Source organism: Haladaptatus sp. ZSTT2, assembly GCF_037081775.1.
In the GTDB taxonomy this organism is placed as follows: Archaea; Halobacteriota; Halobacteria; order Halobacteriales; family Halococcaceae; genus QDMS2.
Map to the genome: position 1 here is coordinate 144,801 of NZ_JBAMHQ010000001.1, position 13,442 is coordinate 158,242.

Sequence of the window (13,442 nt, forward strand, 5' to 3'; positions counted from 1 at the left end):
TTTCTCGAACCCACCTGTGAACCCAAGAAAGACGACGGCAAACACGAACCATCGACGGACATCAAAGGTGCCTGTCAAAGCGAGGACGTTGAAAATATCGTTATAGTAGGACTGGATACGGGGTGAACCTTCAGAGACGACATAAAAGCGGTACCGGAATCCACTCAGAATAGTTGTTTGAGAAACGCAACTGGATTGGGGCTCGTGTTGCCTGCGTTGTCCACAGAGCGGTTTTCATCATTCGGTGTGGTAGCGTCCGTTCTTGCTGTGGTCTCAGCGTTGGGTTCGGGCTCGTCGTCTGCGGGCGTTTCGTAGTCTGTTAACTGGACGAGTGCCAGGTCGTAGGCAGCCTGATTCATCGTTTTCGTGGCGAACGACAGGTCGATATCTTGGCTCTTATACTGGTAAGTGCCGTGGTGTTGGACGTCGATGCCGTCAAATGAATCGGCTGTCACCTGATGAGTGCCTCGAAAGTGGGGCGTTTCGACCCGCACGATGTCGGGGGTCACTTCGACACGAGTGACCGCTTCGTTTCTGAGTATGGCTTTCGCGAGCGTGCGGGCTTGTTCATGGTTTCCCTGCTGATGTAACTCCCGCAGTCGCTCATCGAATGTCATTTATTCCTGACTGTCAGTACAAAATAAATACTTTCCGCACATGTTATCTGTATGATAAATATTGTCTGGGTCGTCGGTACTGAACTGCCCAGCCTTGCCTGTCCGTCCCTAATATCTTGCTTCGTATACCGAGACACGTTTGCGTACATGGAACGATAGATAAGGGCCTGCCTGCGTGTCACGCTTCGCCGTTCGCACCGAGTCGCTCGGCACCGACCATCGGGACGTGCTTCGGCTCATCCTCGACGAAATTGAAGACCGGATCGCAGCTCTGTGAGACTCATAGATGACTTTTCGCTGAAGGGCGTCAGCTTGCGGACGTTGTCATGCAGAGTCACACGGAATGTTACTAGTGAAAATGCCTACAGAATCGGATTTCAATAGGTTCGGTGAGTCTGCTACTCTGGTTGCTCCGTCGCTTCGTTTTCATCGCTCCCGGTTCCCGCGCCACGGTTACCGAGTTCTTGGTCGATCATAAGGAGCCCAGGGCCGTCATCGCCGACGTGCCTGAGCTTGTCGATAATGCCCTGTGCAGTCGCCTCTTCTTCGACCTGTTCGGCGACGAACCACTGGAGCATATTCTCGGTTGCATTGTCGTTCTCCTCACGGGCGAGCGCGACGAGGTCGTCGATCAGCCCCGTGACCATCACTTCGTGGTCGTATGCCGCCTTGAAGGCGGCCTGCGGACTCTCCCAGGACGATTGCGGGGCGTCGATGCCTTCGAGGCGAACTCGTCCATCCCGGTCGAGGACATAGTCGTAGATGCGCATCGCGTGGGCATGCTCTTCCTCGGACTGGGCGCGCATCCAGCTCGCGAATCCCGGGAGCCCCTCGTCCTCGAAATACGCGGCCATTGAGAGATAGAGATACTCCGCGCGTAGCTCCGCATTGATCTGCTCGTTCAACGCCGATTCGAGTGGTTCTTTCAGCATCGTTCACAGAATCACCAACCAGACAAATAATCGTTGCTGGTCGAGGGCATCCGAGGCCAAACAACTAGCGGGGCGGAGAAGTTCCAGCACGTTTGGGCCGAATGAAAGAGTAGTCCACCTGATTGGCTGTTCTCAGCCTCACGTTCTACCCCCTCGTGGTCAGATTGTCGTTGAGCGACGTTTGACACGCCCAGCAATTACCACGACGGCGTCTATTGCTTCCAGCCGTCGCACAATCCCCTGTACGTCCGCTGCAGACCAGTCGAGTTCCTGTTGCAGGCCAGTCACCGATTTCGGTTCGTCAAGCGCGTGCAGCACCTCCAGTTCCTTGTAGACGCGCTCGGTGATCTTCGCCACGGGGTCGTGCAACGGCGTCGTCACGTTGTGTTGTTCGGTGATCAGTCAACGCTTCGTTCACGTACGTCACGAACAGCTCTTGCTCCAGGAGTTCGACCTGCGTCTCGAGTTCTGCTTCGACGATGTCGAACTCGAGGCCTGTCTGCAGCAACCAGAACAGATCCTCGATGTCGTCCACCCGACCGGCGACCGCTTTCAACAGAAAGATATCTTCTGGACTCACGAGCTCGACCACGAGATTTCCCGGGTTGAGATAGCGTTCGCTTCGCTCGTCTTCCGTGCTCTCGCTCCGCGACTTGCATCAAGAGAAATGCTCCGTCAGGGATTCGAACCCTGGTCCTTGCCGTGAGAGGGCAAGATGATTGGCCGGACTACACCAACGGAGCCAAACACACTGGACTTTCATCACGCGCTCGTTTGCCCGTGACGGGGCGTCCTCACCCGATTCAACGACAGGGTCGTATAAAAATCCCTTGAATCATATTGGCTGTGTAAACAAGACTCACTCTGTCAATTATCGTTGAGTTGTCTTCCTGATGAGGGGGTATTGCTAATCGATTTTTGGTTGCTGAATATTCCGTATTTAGGTGAGTTTCTCATACTCATTCAACGACTGAAGGAGATGAACCGTCCCTAACGCACGCAGTGCGTTAGACAGGGTAGTTCATCAGCTCCGTTTTCGGGGTGCGGGACGGCGATATGGCGTGTCACTTGTCGTCAAGTGACGACTGGGTTGCCTCGGGCTCGTGACCTGAGAGGCTGACGATGTTTTCCCGACCCATCCGGAGCTTGCTGATGGTTCCATCGTCTTCCATATCCGAGAGGAGCATGCTGACTTTGGACTTAGACCAGCCAGTTTCATCGACGATGTTGACCTGTCGCATCCGGCCGCCGCTTTCTTCGAGCAGGCGCAACACGCGGTTTTCGTCGGTGAGGAGTTCTTCGTCGGTGACGCCGGTTGTCGCACTGGCGGCTGTCGAGGTACTCTGTGTCGCTGTCGCGCCAGTCCCGTCGTCATCGTCGTCACGGCCCAAGGTCGGGAGTGCGCCAGACCGGTAGGCAAACGCTCCGGCAGCCAGTGCGAGGAGGAACACAACTGCGGCCAGTGGGACGATGGGAAGCCCGCCGCCTTCTGCTGGCCCGCCGTCTGTCGTGGAAGAGCCACCAGAACCGCTGCCGGGCTCTCCGAGGACGATGCGTGGCTGTTGGTCTGCAAACTGCCGTTCGCCAAACCACGTCACCGAATCGCTCGACGAGAGATTCTCACCGGAGATTGCATCCGGCTCTGGGTTCGTATCCGTAAACTGGAGCGGCCCGTCGTGTTTGATGGTGAGCGATTGATTCGGGCCAATATAGAGTCCGCCTTCGAACACATCGCCAACGACGAGCTGGCCGCCTTCTGGCGCGGCGAAATTCGACCACGTAAACTGCATCTCGACGATGCCTTGGTTGCCGAGTTCGTTCACCGAGGCGCGTTTTGAGAACCCGCTTGCGCTCATCGAGCGGCCGGTCGCCTGCTCGCCGGATGCGGCGAGTGCTTTCGACTGATTTTGGAACTGGGTGTAGAGTTCAGTCTCGTTTTGGTTGAACTCCGCTGCGTACTGGTCGAACTGCTGGCGGTCTTCGTCGGTCTCCAGCGTCAGTTTATACGCAAACGTCCACCTCGCAGAGCCGTTTTCGTAGACTTCGATCGTAAACTCCGTTCGGTCGAAATCCTGGGCGGCGGCGACCGAATCTGTCGAGCCACCGGGGCTGTCGGGCGTGTAAGCGACGGCAGGGGCTGTCGCTGTGAGAACGAGAAGGAAGACAAGACACACAGCAGACAGCCGATTCATCTAGTCTATTCCTTACTTGGTCGCTATAAAAGTGCTGTGACTCTTTATATGGCGGGAAATAGTCATTTCTGTGTGTATACTCACTCAGCCGACGACGCCGCCAACAGGCGTTGTATCGCATTTGTACATGCGTTCACGTATCGTACCCGACTGTTTCGTCCGATTTGCCAATAGTCACCGATAGTCATCTTGTTGGGTTCGTGAGGGCGAGCGTGGACCCCACTATTTCGACTTTTCGTATCCCTCGCGTGCGGCTTGCTCTGCTTCGTCCCGACCCATCACCGGGTTGTCGTCGGTCTCAGACTGGATGATGAAATAGAGCAAAAGCGGACCAGCGAGTGCGAGGAGGAGGAACACGAAGGCGAATGCGACACCAGCAACCATGCTGTAACTTTGACGACACACAACTGTAATTGTTTCTCACTCACCCGGAGATCTTTATTGACAAAAAACGAACTGTCGGCTGTATGAGTCCTCCAACCGATGGCGACCGCGGCTGTCTCAAGTGCGGTCACGACGAAGTTTCGACCGATAAAATCGCCACCTCTGGGACGGGTATGTCGAAGATGTTCGATATTCAGAATCGGACGTTCCAAACGATTACGTGTACGAACTGCGGCTACACGGAGTTGTATCGCGGCCAGTCAAAAGGCAATATGCTCGACCTGTTTCTCGGCTAGTTACGGCGCGAGGCGGTTCTTTCGTCCCTTCATCTTCTCGTTGTAGTACTCGAAGGTAATCGGACACCACTCTGCAGCGATGTCTAACACTTTGTTCGTGAGTTCGCGGATTTCCCACTGGCTGTCTGCGGCCGCGCGCATGTCCGCGACGTGCATGAGCATCCGGACGTTCATCGACATTACGAGGTTGACTTCGGTGCCGATGGGCAGGACAAAGCGTGCGTCTTCGGGGGGCATCCCAAGGTCGAGGAGTTCTTGGTAGGTTTCGACGGAGTTCGTGACCGAGTCGCGGAACAACTGTTCGCGCTTTTCCATCATCTCGTCGGTCACGTCGCCGGTTTTCTGGTTCCGACCGACCCAGTTTTTGTCGGTCGCAGAGGGTGGCCAGACGACCATTTCGCCGGCGGCAACGTCCTCGATATCCACGTCGTCGAACGCGACGTAGCGCATGGATTGGACGTCGAACGAGACGTGTCGATGGCGCGTGAGTTGCGCCATACACGAGCGGCTGATGCCTTTGACGGCGAACGTCGCTTGGACGTGTTCGAACGGACCGAAATGGCCGTGGTTGAGAAGGTGGCTGATGAGGGTGCGCTGTTTGTCTTCTAAGCTGTCGCCTTTAACCGTGGCCATAATGTCCTCGAAGGCAGTGTCTCCGACGAAATCGGCCATGTAGTCGTTTCGCGCTGCCTTACAGATGAGTTCCTCAGGGTCGTCCGTGGATTCGAGAAGCCGAACTTGCATACCTGAAAGCGCGCGGGAAGTACAATAAACGTTGATAACCCCTCCACTGCCTCGGCCATGCTGTATTAATTGCCTCGCTCCCAATTCCCGACCAATGGGTTACAAAAAATCGACTCCTGACGACGTAGATTCGTTGATTCCCGAAGAGTGGGGCGGCATGTGGATGTTCCGCAACTCGCTCGAAAGCGAGGTCGTTGGACTCTCGGTGATGGAACTCGAACCGGGTGGGAAGAACAAGCCACACGACCACGAATCGGACGGCGAAGAGGAGGTCTACTGCGTCGTAGACGGTGAAGTGACGATTACCGTCGGCGGGAACGCAATCACGCTCGGTGAAAACGAGGCACTCCGCGTCGACCCGGGCGAGCACCGCCAAATCGAAAACACCGGCGATGAACGCGCTCGACTCGTCATCGCGGGTGCGGGGCGTCCCGCGTAGAGCGACACACCCAAAGCCTCCCCGCCCAATGATTTGGCCATGATATCAAATCTCGCACAGGGCGTCCAAGCCTTCACGAGCAACGTCTTTCTGGTGACCGGCGAGCGCACCGTCGTCGTCGACCCGGGAAGTGGCTTCGACGTCGTGGAAAAAATCGAAACCCGAACCGACGACCTCGACGCAATCGTGCTCACGCACACGCACCCAGACCACGTCGGCAACGTCACGGCCGTGAAAAACGCCTTTGACGTAGAGGTGTGGGGCTACGACCCGGACTCACCGTTCGTCGACCACGCCATCGGAGACGAAGCGTCCGTGAAAATTGGTGACGACAGCTACACCGCCCTCCACACACCCGGTCACAAAAACGACCATCTCTGTTTCTACTCGAAAGGCGCGCGCACCCTCTTCGCGGGCGACCTCGTCTTCCAAAATGGGAGTTTCGGACGCACCGACCTGCCAGAAGGCGACCGCGAGATTCTCATCAGGAGCATCGAGCGGCTCATTGCAACCGTAGACCCTGACCTCGACGTGATGCACGTCGGCCACGGTCCGAGCATCACGAGCAACCCGTACGACGACATCGAACTCAGCGCGCGCATGGCGCGGATGACGGGATAGGGTTAGTCGAGCGCGACGCCACAGAGCGCCTCGTAGGCGACTTCGTAGGCGTCACAGACCGCCTCCGGGTCGGTTCGGGTGGCACCATCGAGTGCCGGAAGCCCGGCGCTCGCCCGCGGTTCGATGAGGTCTACAACCGCATCCACGACTTCTTCTAGCTGGCCTTCGCGCGGGCTGTTTCCGGCGACTTCGCAGGCTTTCGTGTAGCGACTGCCCTCGTAGATACGCGCTCGTGCTGGCTCCACGACGGCCACCGCGTCCGGCTCAAATTCGCGAAGCGGCCGGGCAATGTCGGCGTAGGACTCGACCACGACGCGGTCTGTTTTGGTCACTTGCTCTGCACAGGCTTCGAGCGCGGGCAGGTGGTGGCGACTCATTGCTTCGTTCAGTTTTTCGACGGTTGAGATTTCGATGGCGTGGGCGAGTTGTTCTCGAACCTCTGGTGGCACGTCGGCGGTCGTATTGACTACCATCGCGTCTCCGGCACGGTCGCAGACGAACTCGCGGTCGTGACGCCCGAGCAGTCCCGCGCCGCCACCCGGCGCGGGTCGCCACAGCCGGTGGACGGGGTTGATAGCTTCTGGTTCAACGTCGGTCGCGCTGGCTTCTGCCAATCGGCGGGCGTCTTTGCCGTAGAGTCGGCCATCACTGACCGCTTTGAGATAGTCGTCGTGGTCGAACCAGTGGTCGTTGCCCGCTCGTGGTTTGTATCCCACGCCGTCGATGTAGCGCAGCAGGCCGACCGAGAAGGTGGTCTTGCCCGCATCGACTTGGTCGCTTCCGGCGACGAGGAGCTTCATCGAAGGCCGTAGAAGCCGGGGTCGTCGTCGGCCATTGGGTCTGCGAATGCGAGGTCGTCTGCGTTCACCATGACCCACGGGATTGCCCACGAGAGCAGCACGTCTTCGGTGTCGTAATCTAAGTCTGCCTCGGCGTCAAGCCCCTGCAGCAGGCGAGCAATCTCGAAGACGGTGTACATCTTGTCCTCGTCTAACACTTCGTCTGGCGAGCGGAAATCGAGCGGTCGAATCGTGTCGAATGCGTCTTTGTCGCGTGGCATACCCGGCGCTTGGCCCGCGAGTGAATAAAACGTCCCGCTCCTAGTCTGCGAGCGCGGCGGCGAGTTTCTCGACTGGGTGTGGCGGCCGGGACTCACCCTCGCGTTCGCCCAGTTGCGTGCGACACGATGCGCCGGGCGCGACCACCTGTGACGCCTCGCTCGCGTCCACTTTCTCGAACAGCAAGCGGCCGATTGCTTTCGAGAGGTCGTAGTGCTCTGCCTCATAACCAAAACTCCCGGCCATCCCACAACAGCCCGAATCGAGTGGGTCAACGTCGTACCCTGCGCGGCGGAGGACGCCCACCGCATGGTGGTCGCGCTTGAGCGCTTTCTGGTTGCAGTGGCCGTGATACGAGATGGTCTCTCCGGGGTCACTGAACGACATATGCTCGTCTACGCGCAAGCGGTCTACGAACTCACAGACGCCGTAGGTCGCCCGCGACAGTGCGGTACACGCCTCGTCGTCAGGGAGCAAGTCCAGATACTCGTCTTGGAACATGACGGCGTCAGAGGGTTCGACGAAGACAACCGACCAGCCGTCGGTTACTTGCGGCGCGAGCGCGCGGACGTTCGTTTTCGCCTGCGTCTTTGCCTTGTCGAGAAAGCCCTTCGAGTAGGCCGCACGTCCCGTTGCAGTCGTCTCCGTTGGCAGTTTCACGTGACAGCCACCGGCTTCAAGAACGCGCACGGCGGCCTTGCCAATCTCCGGTGAGGCGTAGTTCATGTACGTGTCCGGAAACAGCAACACGCGGTGAGTGGCATCTTTTTCAGGCACCATCGGCCCGCGACTCGCGTACCAATCACGGAACGATTCGCGCTCGAAGTGGGGCAGGTCGCGGTCTTTGGCGATGCCGAGGGTTTTCTCCATCACCGTCCGCGCACCCGGCAGCTCGGTGGCCCAGTTCGAAAGCGGCGCGAGCGCACTCCCGAGCTTCGAGAAGCGGTCGATATCCGCGAACAGCCGTTCGCGCGGCGAGGTCCCTTTCTCTTGGTGCGTCTGGTGTTTCACCTCGGCTTTCAGTTTCGCCATGTCCACCCCGGTCGGACAGTCGCGCATGCAGCCTTTACAGCCCACACAGAGGTCGAGTACCTCCTCGTGGAATTTTTCTGAATGAATCTCGTCCTCGGGGAGGTCGCCGCTGATGGCGGCCCGGAGCATGTTTGCCCGCCCGCGCGTCGTCTGAATCTCCTCTTTCGAGGCGCGCCACGTCGGGCACATCGTCGCCGTTTCCGTCTGGCGACACGTCCCACAGCCGTTACAGAGTTCGACGAGGTGCGAAAAGCCACCCTCGTCGGAGAAGTCTTGGGCGGTTTGTGGCTCTATCGAGCTGTACGACGCCCCGTAGCGCAGGTTGTGACGCATGTCGGTCACCTCGTCGCGGAAGACGACCTTCCCCGGATTCATGAGCCACTCGGGGTCGAACGCCGTCTTCAGGTCCTGGAACGCGTCCCACAACTGGGGGCCGTACATCTTCGGGTTGAACTCCGTGCGCGCGAGGCCGTCGCCGTGTTCGCCCGAGAACGACCCGTTTCGCGCGAGCACGAGGTCGGTCACGGCTTCAGCTATCGAGTGCATCGTCTCGATGCCGTCTTCCTCCTTGAGCGAGAGAATCGGGCGGATGTGGAGCGTCCCACTGCCTGCGTGGGCGAAGTACGCTGCAGAGGTCCCGTGGTCGTCGAGTACCTGCTCGAACTCTTCGACGTACGCTGCAAGTTCTTCTGGCGGCACCGTCGCGTCCTCGATAAACGGGTAGGGTTTGGCGTCGCCCTGTAGACTCATCAGGAGCGGAATCGCCGCCTTCCGAAGCTTCCAGATGTCGGCTTGTGCGTCGTTCGTGTAGGCTTCGAGCGCGTCGAACGCGGTGCCGTTTTTGAGAAATCGCTCGTTGGTTGCCCCGATTGCGGCCTCGAAGTCGTCGTGACATTCGGAGTCGAACTCCAGCATGAGCGCCGCCTGCGCGCGTTCTGGAATTGCTTCTGCGTACTGAGCGTACTCTTCCGATTCACGGGCGAGGCGAAACACCTCTGCGTCCATCAACTCGACTGCGCCAGCGTCGTATTCGAGCGCCACGGGCACCGCGCGCATGGCGTCACCGAGCGAGTCGAAGCTGTAGAGCACGAGCGCCGTCTCCTCAGGTTTCGTCACGAGCGAGAGCGTGGCTTCAACGACGACACCGAGCGTTCCCTCTGAGCCGACGAGGAGTTTCGAGAGGTTGATGACGTGTTCCCCGTCTTCCTCGCGGATGACCTTGTGTAGATTGTAGCCGCTCACCGAGCGCTTGAGCGTCGGATATCGTTCCTCGATTTCTGCTTCGTTATCCGCGACGAGCGCACGGACGGTTTCGTAGATGCGCGCTTCGAGCGTATCTTGCTCGACAATCGCGTCCCACTCGGGGCTATCGACGACGACGTCGCGGGTGTGGATGAGCGAGCCGTCGGCGAGGACAACGTTGCACTCCTCGGTGTAGGCGTCGGTGATGCCGTAGCGAACCGAGTGTGCGCCCGTCGAGTTATTTCCAATGGACCCGCCCACTGTCGCACGATTCGAGGAGGCCGGGTCAGGCGCGAACTTGAGTCCCCACTGCGACAGGTGCGTGTCGAGGTGGTCTTGGACGACACCCGGCTGGACGGTCGCAAGTTTGGCCTCGGGGTCTACATCGAGAATTTCAGCCATGTGCCGAGAGAGGTCGAGGACGACACAGCCGGGGCCGACGGCCTGTCCGGCGAGCGAGGAGCCGGTTCCCCGCGGGAGGATGGGCGTGTCGTGGGCTGTGGCCGTCCGCACGGCGGCCTGTACGTCCGCGGTGTCCTTGGGGAACACCACCCCGGCAGGGCGGGCTTTGTAGATGCTGCCGTCGGTGGCGTAGAGCACTTGCGAATATTCGTCGAAACGCACGTCGCCCCGGACTGCCTCGGAGAGCGCCGCGGCCAGCGCGTCGTGGTCGGCGGGAGACGACACCGAACCCTCAGGATTTTTCGTGGCCATTAGCGTGGCCTACAGACGAGACTGAGATAAATGCTGTCGTCGCCCACAGTTTTGCGAGCGCCGTCGCTCACGAGACGGGCAGCAATAAAATGGTGAAGGTGTGGACTTACTCGAACAGTTCGACGGCCTGGTCGTAGCGTGCGGCTGGCTCTTCCCAGTCGACGACGTTGAAGAACGCTTCGACGAAGTCGCCACGGGCTGGGCCGTAGTCGTAGTAGTACGAGTGCTCCCAGACGTCGAGGGCGAGGATTGGGTGGCTGCCCCAGAGTGCGCCCTGGTCGTGCTTGTCAACGACGACGTTGCGCAGCTGGTTGCTGAACGAGTCGTAGACCAGAAGCGCCCAGCCACCGGCGGCGGAGGCAGCGGCTTCGAACTCGCCCTTCCAGGCTTCGTAGGAACCGAAGTCCTGTTCGATGCGGTCTGCGAGGTCGCCCTCGGGTGCGTCGCCGCCTTCCGGGGACATGTTCTGCCAGAAGAGGTCGTGCAGGATGTGGCCACAGCCGTTGTGGGTCACAGAGCGCAGTGCGCCGCCCGAGGAACCGAAGTCACCTGACTCACGGTTGCTCTCTAAGGTTTCTTCTGCAGAGTTCCACCCGTTTACGTAGCCCTGGTGGTGGGTGTCGTGGTGCCACGTGAGCACCTGTTCTGAGATGTGTGGTTCGAGTGCGTCGTAGTCGTACGGAAGTGGTGAAAGTTCGTAGCTCATGAGATAGTCCTCCACGTAATCCATGCGTCGGAATCCTGTTAAACCTTAAGGAGTCGATTGCTAGCATTCCACACTGCCCAGCTGCTTGCTAGCGGTCTCAATACTCACGCACAGCGTCGCGTCGCTCGTACTCCAGTTCGGTTGCCACCCGCGTTGCAATCTCTTCATTCGCCTCGCGCTCGACCAGATGGAGCGCGAGGTCGAGGCCCGATGTGACCCCACCGGCGGTGAGAATATCGCCATCGTCGACGATGCGCGCGTCCACAACCGTTGCGGCCGTCTCTCGCAACTCATCGAGCGCAGAGGCGTGGGTCACCGCCGGTCGCCCGTCGGTGAGTCCGGCGCGCGCGAGTAACATCCCGCCGGTACACACTGCAGCGACGGTCGCGCCTGCGTCGTGGACGGCGACGAGCGCGGCTGGTACCGCTCCTTTTTCCGCCTCTGCCCACGCGCCTTTCTCGCTGCGCGTGTTCCAGCCACCACCGGGCACGACCACGATATCTGCTGGCTGTTCGGTGTCGAGCACACCATCGATACCGACGCTGAGCCCGTGGCTCGCTGTCACCGTCTCGCGGGCATCGAGCGTCACCAACCGCACGTCGAAGGGCGCGTCGAACGCGGCGGCTGACTGGAACACCTCGTATGGACCGATGGCGTCGAGTTCGTCGAACCCGTCGTAGCACAGAATATCGATTCGCATTGGCATACAGTTCCCTCGGCGGGATGGCGCAAAGCAATTTCGGGGCGGTCACTCGACTTCTGAGCGCGGAATCCGAATCGTCACGACCGTCCCGTGCGGGTCGTTCTCGCAAAACGAGAGGTCGCCATTGAGGGCTTTGACCGCCCAATTCACGAGCCAGAGGCCAAGCCCGCGACTGTGCATGAGCGACGTTTCTTGGCCCGCGTTTAACACGGCGATCTCGTTTTCGGGGATGCCAGGGCCGTTATCGGCGACGGAAATCGTGAGCCAATCGGCGTCAACCGTAGCGGAGACGGTGACGGTTGGATGGTCTTCTGGGTTGTGCTCTGCGGCGTTTTCGAGCAGATTTTCGAGGGTCGGCTCGATGACCCAGCCACAGGTCACCCCTTCGGGAGGGAGTGTCTCTATGGTCACGTCGACCGCTGGAAATCGCCCTTCGAGCGCGCGGACCGTACTTTCGATGACGCTCGCCACCGAAATCTGTGGCAGGTCGTCGCTGTCTGTCTCGATTATCTCTTGGACGGCGCGCGCTTTGTTCCCCATATCGACGAGTTGCAGCGACTTCTGTTTGAGCCGTCCCGTGAGCTCTGCGTCTGCGCCCGCCTCTTCGAGGCGGTCTGCAAAGCCGTAGACGACGTTCATCTCGTTTCTGAGGTTGTGACGAAGGACGCGGTTGAGGACGTCGAGGCGCTGTTGGTAGCGGAAGCGTTCGGTTACGTCGCGGAATACAAGCACTTGTCCGATGGTACGCTCGTGGTGGTCGCACAGATTCGACCGGCTCACCTCGTAGTGGCGCGTGTCGTTTTTCGACCCGAGCGTGATGAGTTCCGACTCGTCGTCAACGACGTTGGACAGCTTTTCGTATTCTGGAAACACGGTTTGAACCTGCCTGCCGAGGAGCGAGAGCGCGGGTTCACCGACGATAGTCGCCCCACTCCAATTTATGTCCACAATAGTGCCCATTGAGTCGATGACGATGACGCCGTCTGCCATCTCGTCTAAGACGAATGTGCGGGCGAGTTGACCCGGGGCGGGACTCGCCTTGAACAGTTTGTACTGCGAAATCGCGCCGAAGCTAGCGACGCCGGAGACAGTGAACGCAACCGGTGTCGGGTCGATGGCGACCCACGGAAGTAACTCACCCACAAAGATGAGGTTCCCCACCCACGGGGCGAGCGCGGCGAGCAGGATGGCAACCGACTGTTTGCGGTGGATAACCGGCGAGTTTTCGAGTAAGTCGATGAACAACAAATCACCCACTAACGCCAGGATGTAGGTGTATCCAATCATGACCCAGAACCACGGGCCGAAACTCTGCGTGAGGACGACCATGTCGCCCACTTGTTCGATGCCGACCGAGTGGCGGATGAGGTGATGCCAGTCGTTCGTCCAGACGAGTACGAGCGTGATGGCGGGAATGACCGCGAGCAGCGCGATATTTCGGGGTCGAACGTAGTCGTCGTTGCCGGTGTATTCAAGCGCGAAGACGACCCACGCGACCGACAGGGTCACCGACCCGAACCACTGGAGACGCGCGAAGAGCAGTTTGGCTGCGAGCGTCGCCGCATTGAGTTCGAGCATATAGAACAACGACCACCACGACGCCGCCGCCATCAAGATGGCGAGCGCCGTCGCTCCCGGCTCTGGGCGTTGTCGCCACGCCAGGATGGCGACGATGCCACCAATTATCGTGGCAGTGAGCATAACGACGAGTAAATCGAGTGGGAGTGACACGGTGCTTGATTCACCCCTTCGTGCCGAAACG

Annotated in this window: 15 protein-coding genes and 1 tRNA gene; 3 read left to right on the top strand and 13 right to left on the bottom strand. The window is 59.4% G+C overall.

Translation table 11 applies throughout. The features are described from left to right. Positions 1–164 precede the first annotated feature (164 nt). The 6 genes from V5N13_RS00725 to V5N13_RS00750 all read right to left on the bottom strand — a co-directional run bounded on the left by V5N13_RS00725 (position 165) and on the right by V5N13_RS00750 (position 4,125). Positions 165–617: a hypothetical protein gene (locus V5N13_RS00725; protein ID WP_336359198.1), complete on the bottom strand. Its 453-nt coding sequence runs from the start codon at positions 615–617 to the stop codon at positions 165–167. A 398-nt stretch (positions 618–1,015) separates the two neighbouring features. Beyond that, positions 1,016–1,549 (bottom strand): ferritin, encoded by a 534-nt coding sequence (locus V5N13_RS00730; RefSeq protein ID WP_336359199.1) that lies wholly within the window; start codon positions 1,547–1,549, stop codon positions 1,016–1,018. 159 nt (positions 1,550–1,708) lie between these two features. Next, the gene (locus V5N13_RS00735; RefSeq protein ID WP_336359200.1) at positions 1,709–1,930 is read right to left on the bottom strand and encodes a hypothetical protein; all 222 of its coding nucleotides are present in this window, start codon (positions 1,928–1,930) and stop codon (positions 1,709–1,711) included. Positions 1,931–2,217: 287 nt separating this feature from the next. Beyond that, positions 2,218–2,292, bottom strand: a tRNA-Glu gene (locus tag V5N13_RS00740). A 321-nt stretch (positions 2,293–2,613) separates the two neighbouring features. Then, complete coding sequence (locus V5N13_RS00745) at positions 2,614–3,741, bottom strand: helix-turn-helix transcriptional regulator (RefSeq protein ID WP_336359201.1); 1,128 nt, start codon at positions 3,739–3,741, stop codon at positions 2,614–2,616. A gap of 222 nt (positions 3,742–3,963) precedes the next feature. Next, positions 3,964–4,125, bottom strand: a complete 162-nt coding sequence (locus V5N13_RS00750; RefSeq protein ID WP_336359202.1) for a hypothetical protein — start codon at positions 4,123–4,125, stop codon at positions 3,964–3,966. An 83-nt stretch (positions 4,126–4,208) separates the two neighbouring features. Between V5N13_RS00750 and V5N13_RS00755 the strand changes: the two genes are divergently transcribed. Next, entirely contained in the window at positions 4,209–4,421 is a 213-nt protein-coding gene (locus V5N13_RS00755; RefSeq protein ID WP_332898926.1) for a zinc ribbon domain-containing protein, read from the top strand. Here the strand turns inward: V5N13_RS00755 and thyX are convergent, their stop codons facing one another. Then, the gene (thyX, locus tag V5N13_RS00760; protein ID WP_332898927.1) at positions 4,422–5,165 is read right to left on the bottom strand and encodes an FAD-dependent thymidylate synthase; all 744 of its coding nucleotides are present in this window, start codon (positions 5,163–5,165) and stop codon (positions 4,422–4,424) included. A gap of 94 nt (positions 5,166–5,259) precedes the next feature. Between thyX and V5N13_RS00765 the strand changes: the two genes are divergently transcribed. Both V5N13_RS00765 and V5N13_RS00770 read left to right on the top strand, forming a co-directional pair. Next, positions 5,260–5,604: a cupin domain-containing protein gene (locus tag V5N13_RS00765; RefSeq protein WP_336359203.1), complete on the top strand. Its 345-nt coding sequence runs from the start codon at positions 5,260–5,262 to the stop codon at positions 5,602–5,604. 39 nt (positions 5,605–5,643) lie between these two features. Continuing rightward, on the top strand, positions 5,644–6,225 hold the full coding sequence (locus tag V5N13_RS00770) for an MBL fold metallo-hydrolase (RefSeq protein ID WP_336359204.1): 582 nt from the start codon (positions 5,644–5,646) through the stop codon (positions 6,223–6,225). A 2-nt stretch (positions 6,226–6,227) separates the two neighbouring features. Here V5N13_RS00770 and V5N13_RS00775 read toward each other — a convergent pair whose 3' ends face one another. From V5N13_RS00775 to V5N13_RS00800, 6 genes are all read right to left on the bottom strand, one after another. Continuing rightward, a complete protein-coding gene (locus tag V5N13_RS00775; RefSeq protein WP_336359205.1) occupies positions 6,228–7,025 on the bottom strand; it encodes an ATPase in 798 nt (265 codons plus the stop codon). Then, a complete protein-coding gene (locus tag V5N13_RS00780) occupies positions 7,022–7,285 on the bottom strand; it encodes a DUF5827 family protein (RefSeq protein ID WP_332898931.1) in 264 nt (87 codons plus the stop codon). The genes V5N13_RS00775 and V5N13_RS00780 overlap by 4 nt, the downstream gene beginning before the upstream one ends. Positions 7,286–7,325: 40 nt before the next feature. Then, positions 7,326–10,271 (bottom strand): FAD-binding and (Fe-S)-binding domain-containing protein, encoded by a 2,946-nt coding sequence (locus V5N13_RS00785; RefSeq protein ID WP_336359206.1) that lies wholly within the window; start codon positions 10,269–10,271, stop codon positions 7,326–7,328. 106 nt (positions 10,272–10,377) lie between these two features. Further along, positions 10,378–10,977, bottom strand: a complete 600-nt coding sequence (sod, locus tag V5N13_RS00790) for a superoxide dismutase (RefSeq protein WP_336359207.1) — start codon at positions 10,975–10,977, stop codon at positions 10,378–10,380. 97 nt (positions 10,978–11,074) lie between these two features. Then, positions 11,075–11,677, bottom strand: a complete 603-nt coding sequence (locus V5N13_RS00795; RefSeq protein ID WP_336361403.1) for a DJ-1/PfpI family protein — start codon at positions 11,675–11,677, stop codon at positions 11,075–11,077. A 48-nt stretch (positions 11,678–11,725) separates the two neighbouring features. Next, on the bottom strand, positions 11,726–13,411 hold the full coding sequence (locus tag V5N13_RS00800; protein ID WP_336359208.1) for a histidine kinase N-terminal 7TM domain-containing protein: 1,686 nt from the start codon (positions 13,409–13,411) through the stop codon (positions 11,726–11,728). Between the last annotated feature and the right edge of the window lie 31 nt (positions 13,412–13,442).

Coding starts and splice junctions, on each gene's coding strand:
- V5N13_RS00755 (WP_332898926.1), top strand. CDS start 4,209: ATGAGTCCTCCAACCGATGGCGACCGCGGCTGTCTCAAGTGCGGTCAC.
- V5N13_RS00770 (WP_336359204.1), top strand. CDS start 5,644: ATGATATCAAATCTCGCACAGGGCGTCCAAGCCTTCACGAGCAACGTC.
- sod (WP_336359207.1), bottom strand. CDS start 10,977: ATGAGCTACGAACTTTCACCACTTCCGTACGACTACGACGCACTCGAA.
- V5N13_RS00730 (WP_336359199.1), bottom strand. CDS start 1,549: ATGCTGAAAGAACCACTCGAATCGGCGTTGAACGAGCAGATCAATGCG.
- V5N13_RS00775 (WP_336359205.1), bottom strand. CDS start 7,025: ATGAAGCTCCTCGTCGCCGGAAGCGACCAAGTCGATGCGGGCAAGACC.
- V5N13_RS00795 (WP_336361403.1), bottom strand. CDS start 11,677: ATGCGAATCGATATTCTGTGCTACGACGGGTTCGACGAACTCGACGCC.
- V5N13_RS00765 (WP_336359203.1), top strand. CDS start 5,260: ATGGGTTACAAAAAATCGACTCCTGACGACGTAGATTCGTTGATTCCC.
- V5N13_RS00745 (WP_336359201.1), bottom strand. CDS start 3,741: ATGAATCGGCTGTCTGCTGTGTGTCTTGTCTTCCTTCTCGTTCTCACA.
- thyX (WP_332898927.1), bottom strand. CDS start 5,165: ATGCAAGTTCGGCTTCTCGAATCCACGGACGACCCTGAGGAACTCATC.
- V5N13_RS00725 (WP_336359198.1), bottom strand. CDS start 617: ATGACATTCGATGAGCGACTGCGGGAGTTACATCAGCAGGGAAACCAT.
- V5N13_RS00780 (WP_332898931.1), bottom strand. CDS start 7,285: ATGCCACGCGACAAAGACGCATTCGACACGATTCGACCGCTCGATTTC.
- V5N13_RS00785 (WP_336359206.1), bottom strand. CDS start 10,271: ATGGCCACGAAAAATCCTGAGGGTTCGGTGTCGTCTCCCGCCGACCAC.
- V5N13_RS00750 (WP_336359202.1), bottom strand. CDS start 4,125: ATGGTTGCTGGTGTCGCATTCGCCTTCGTGTTCCTCCTCCTCGCACTC.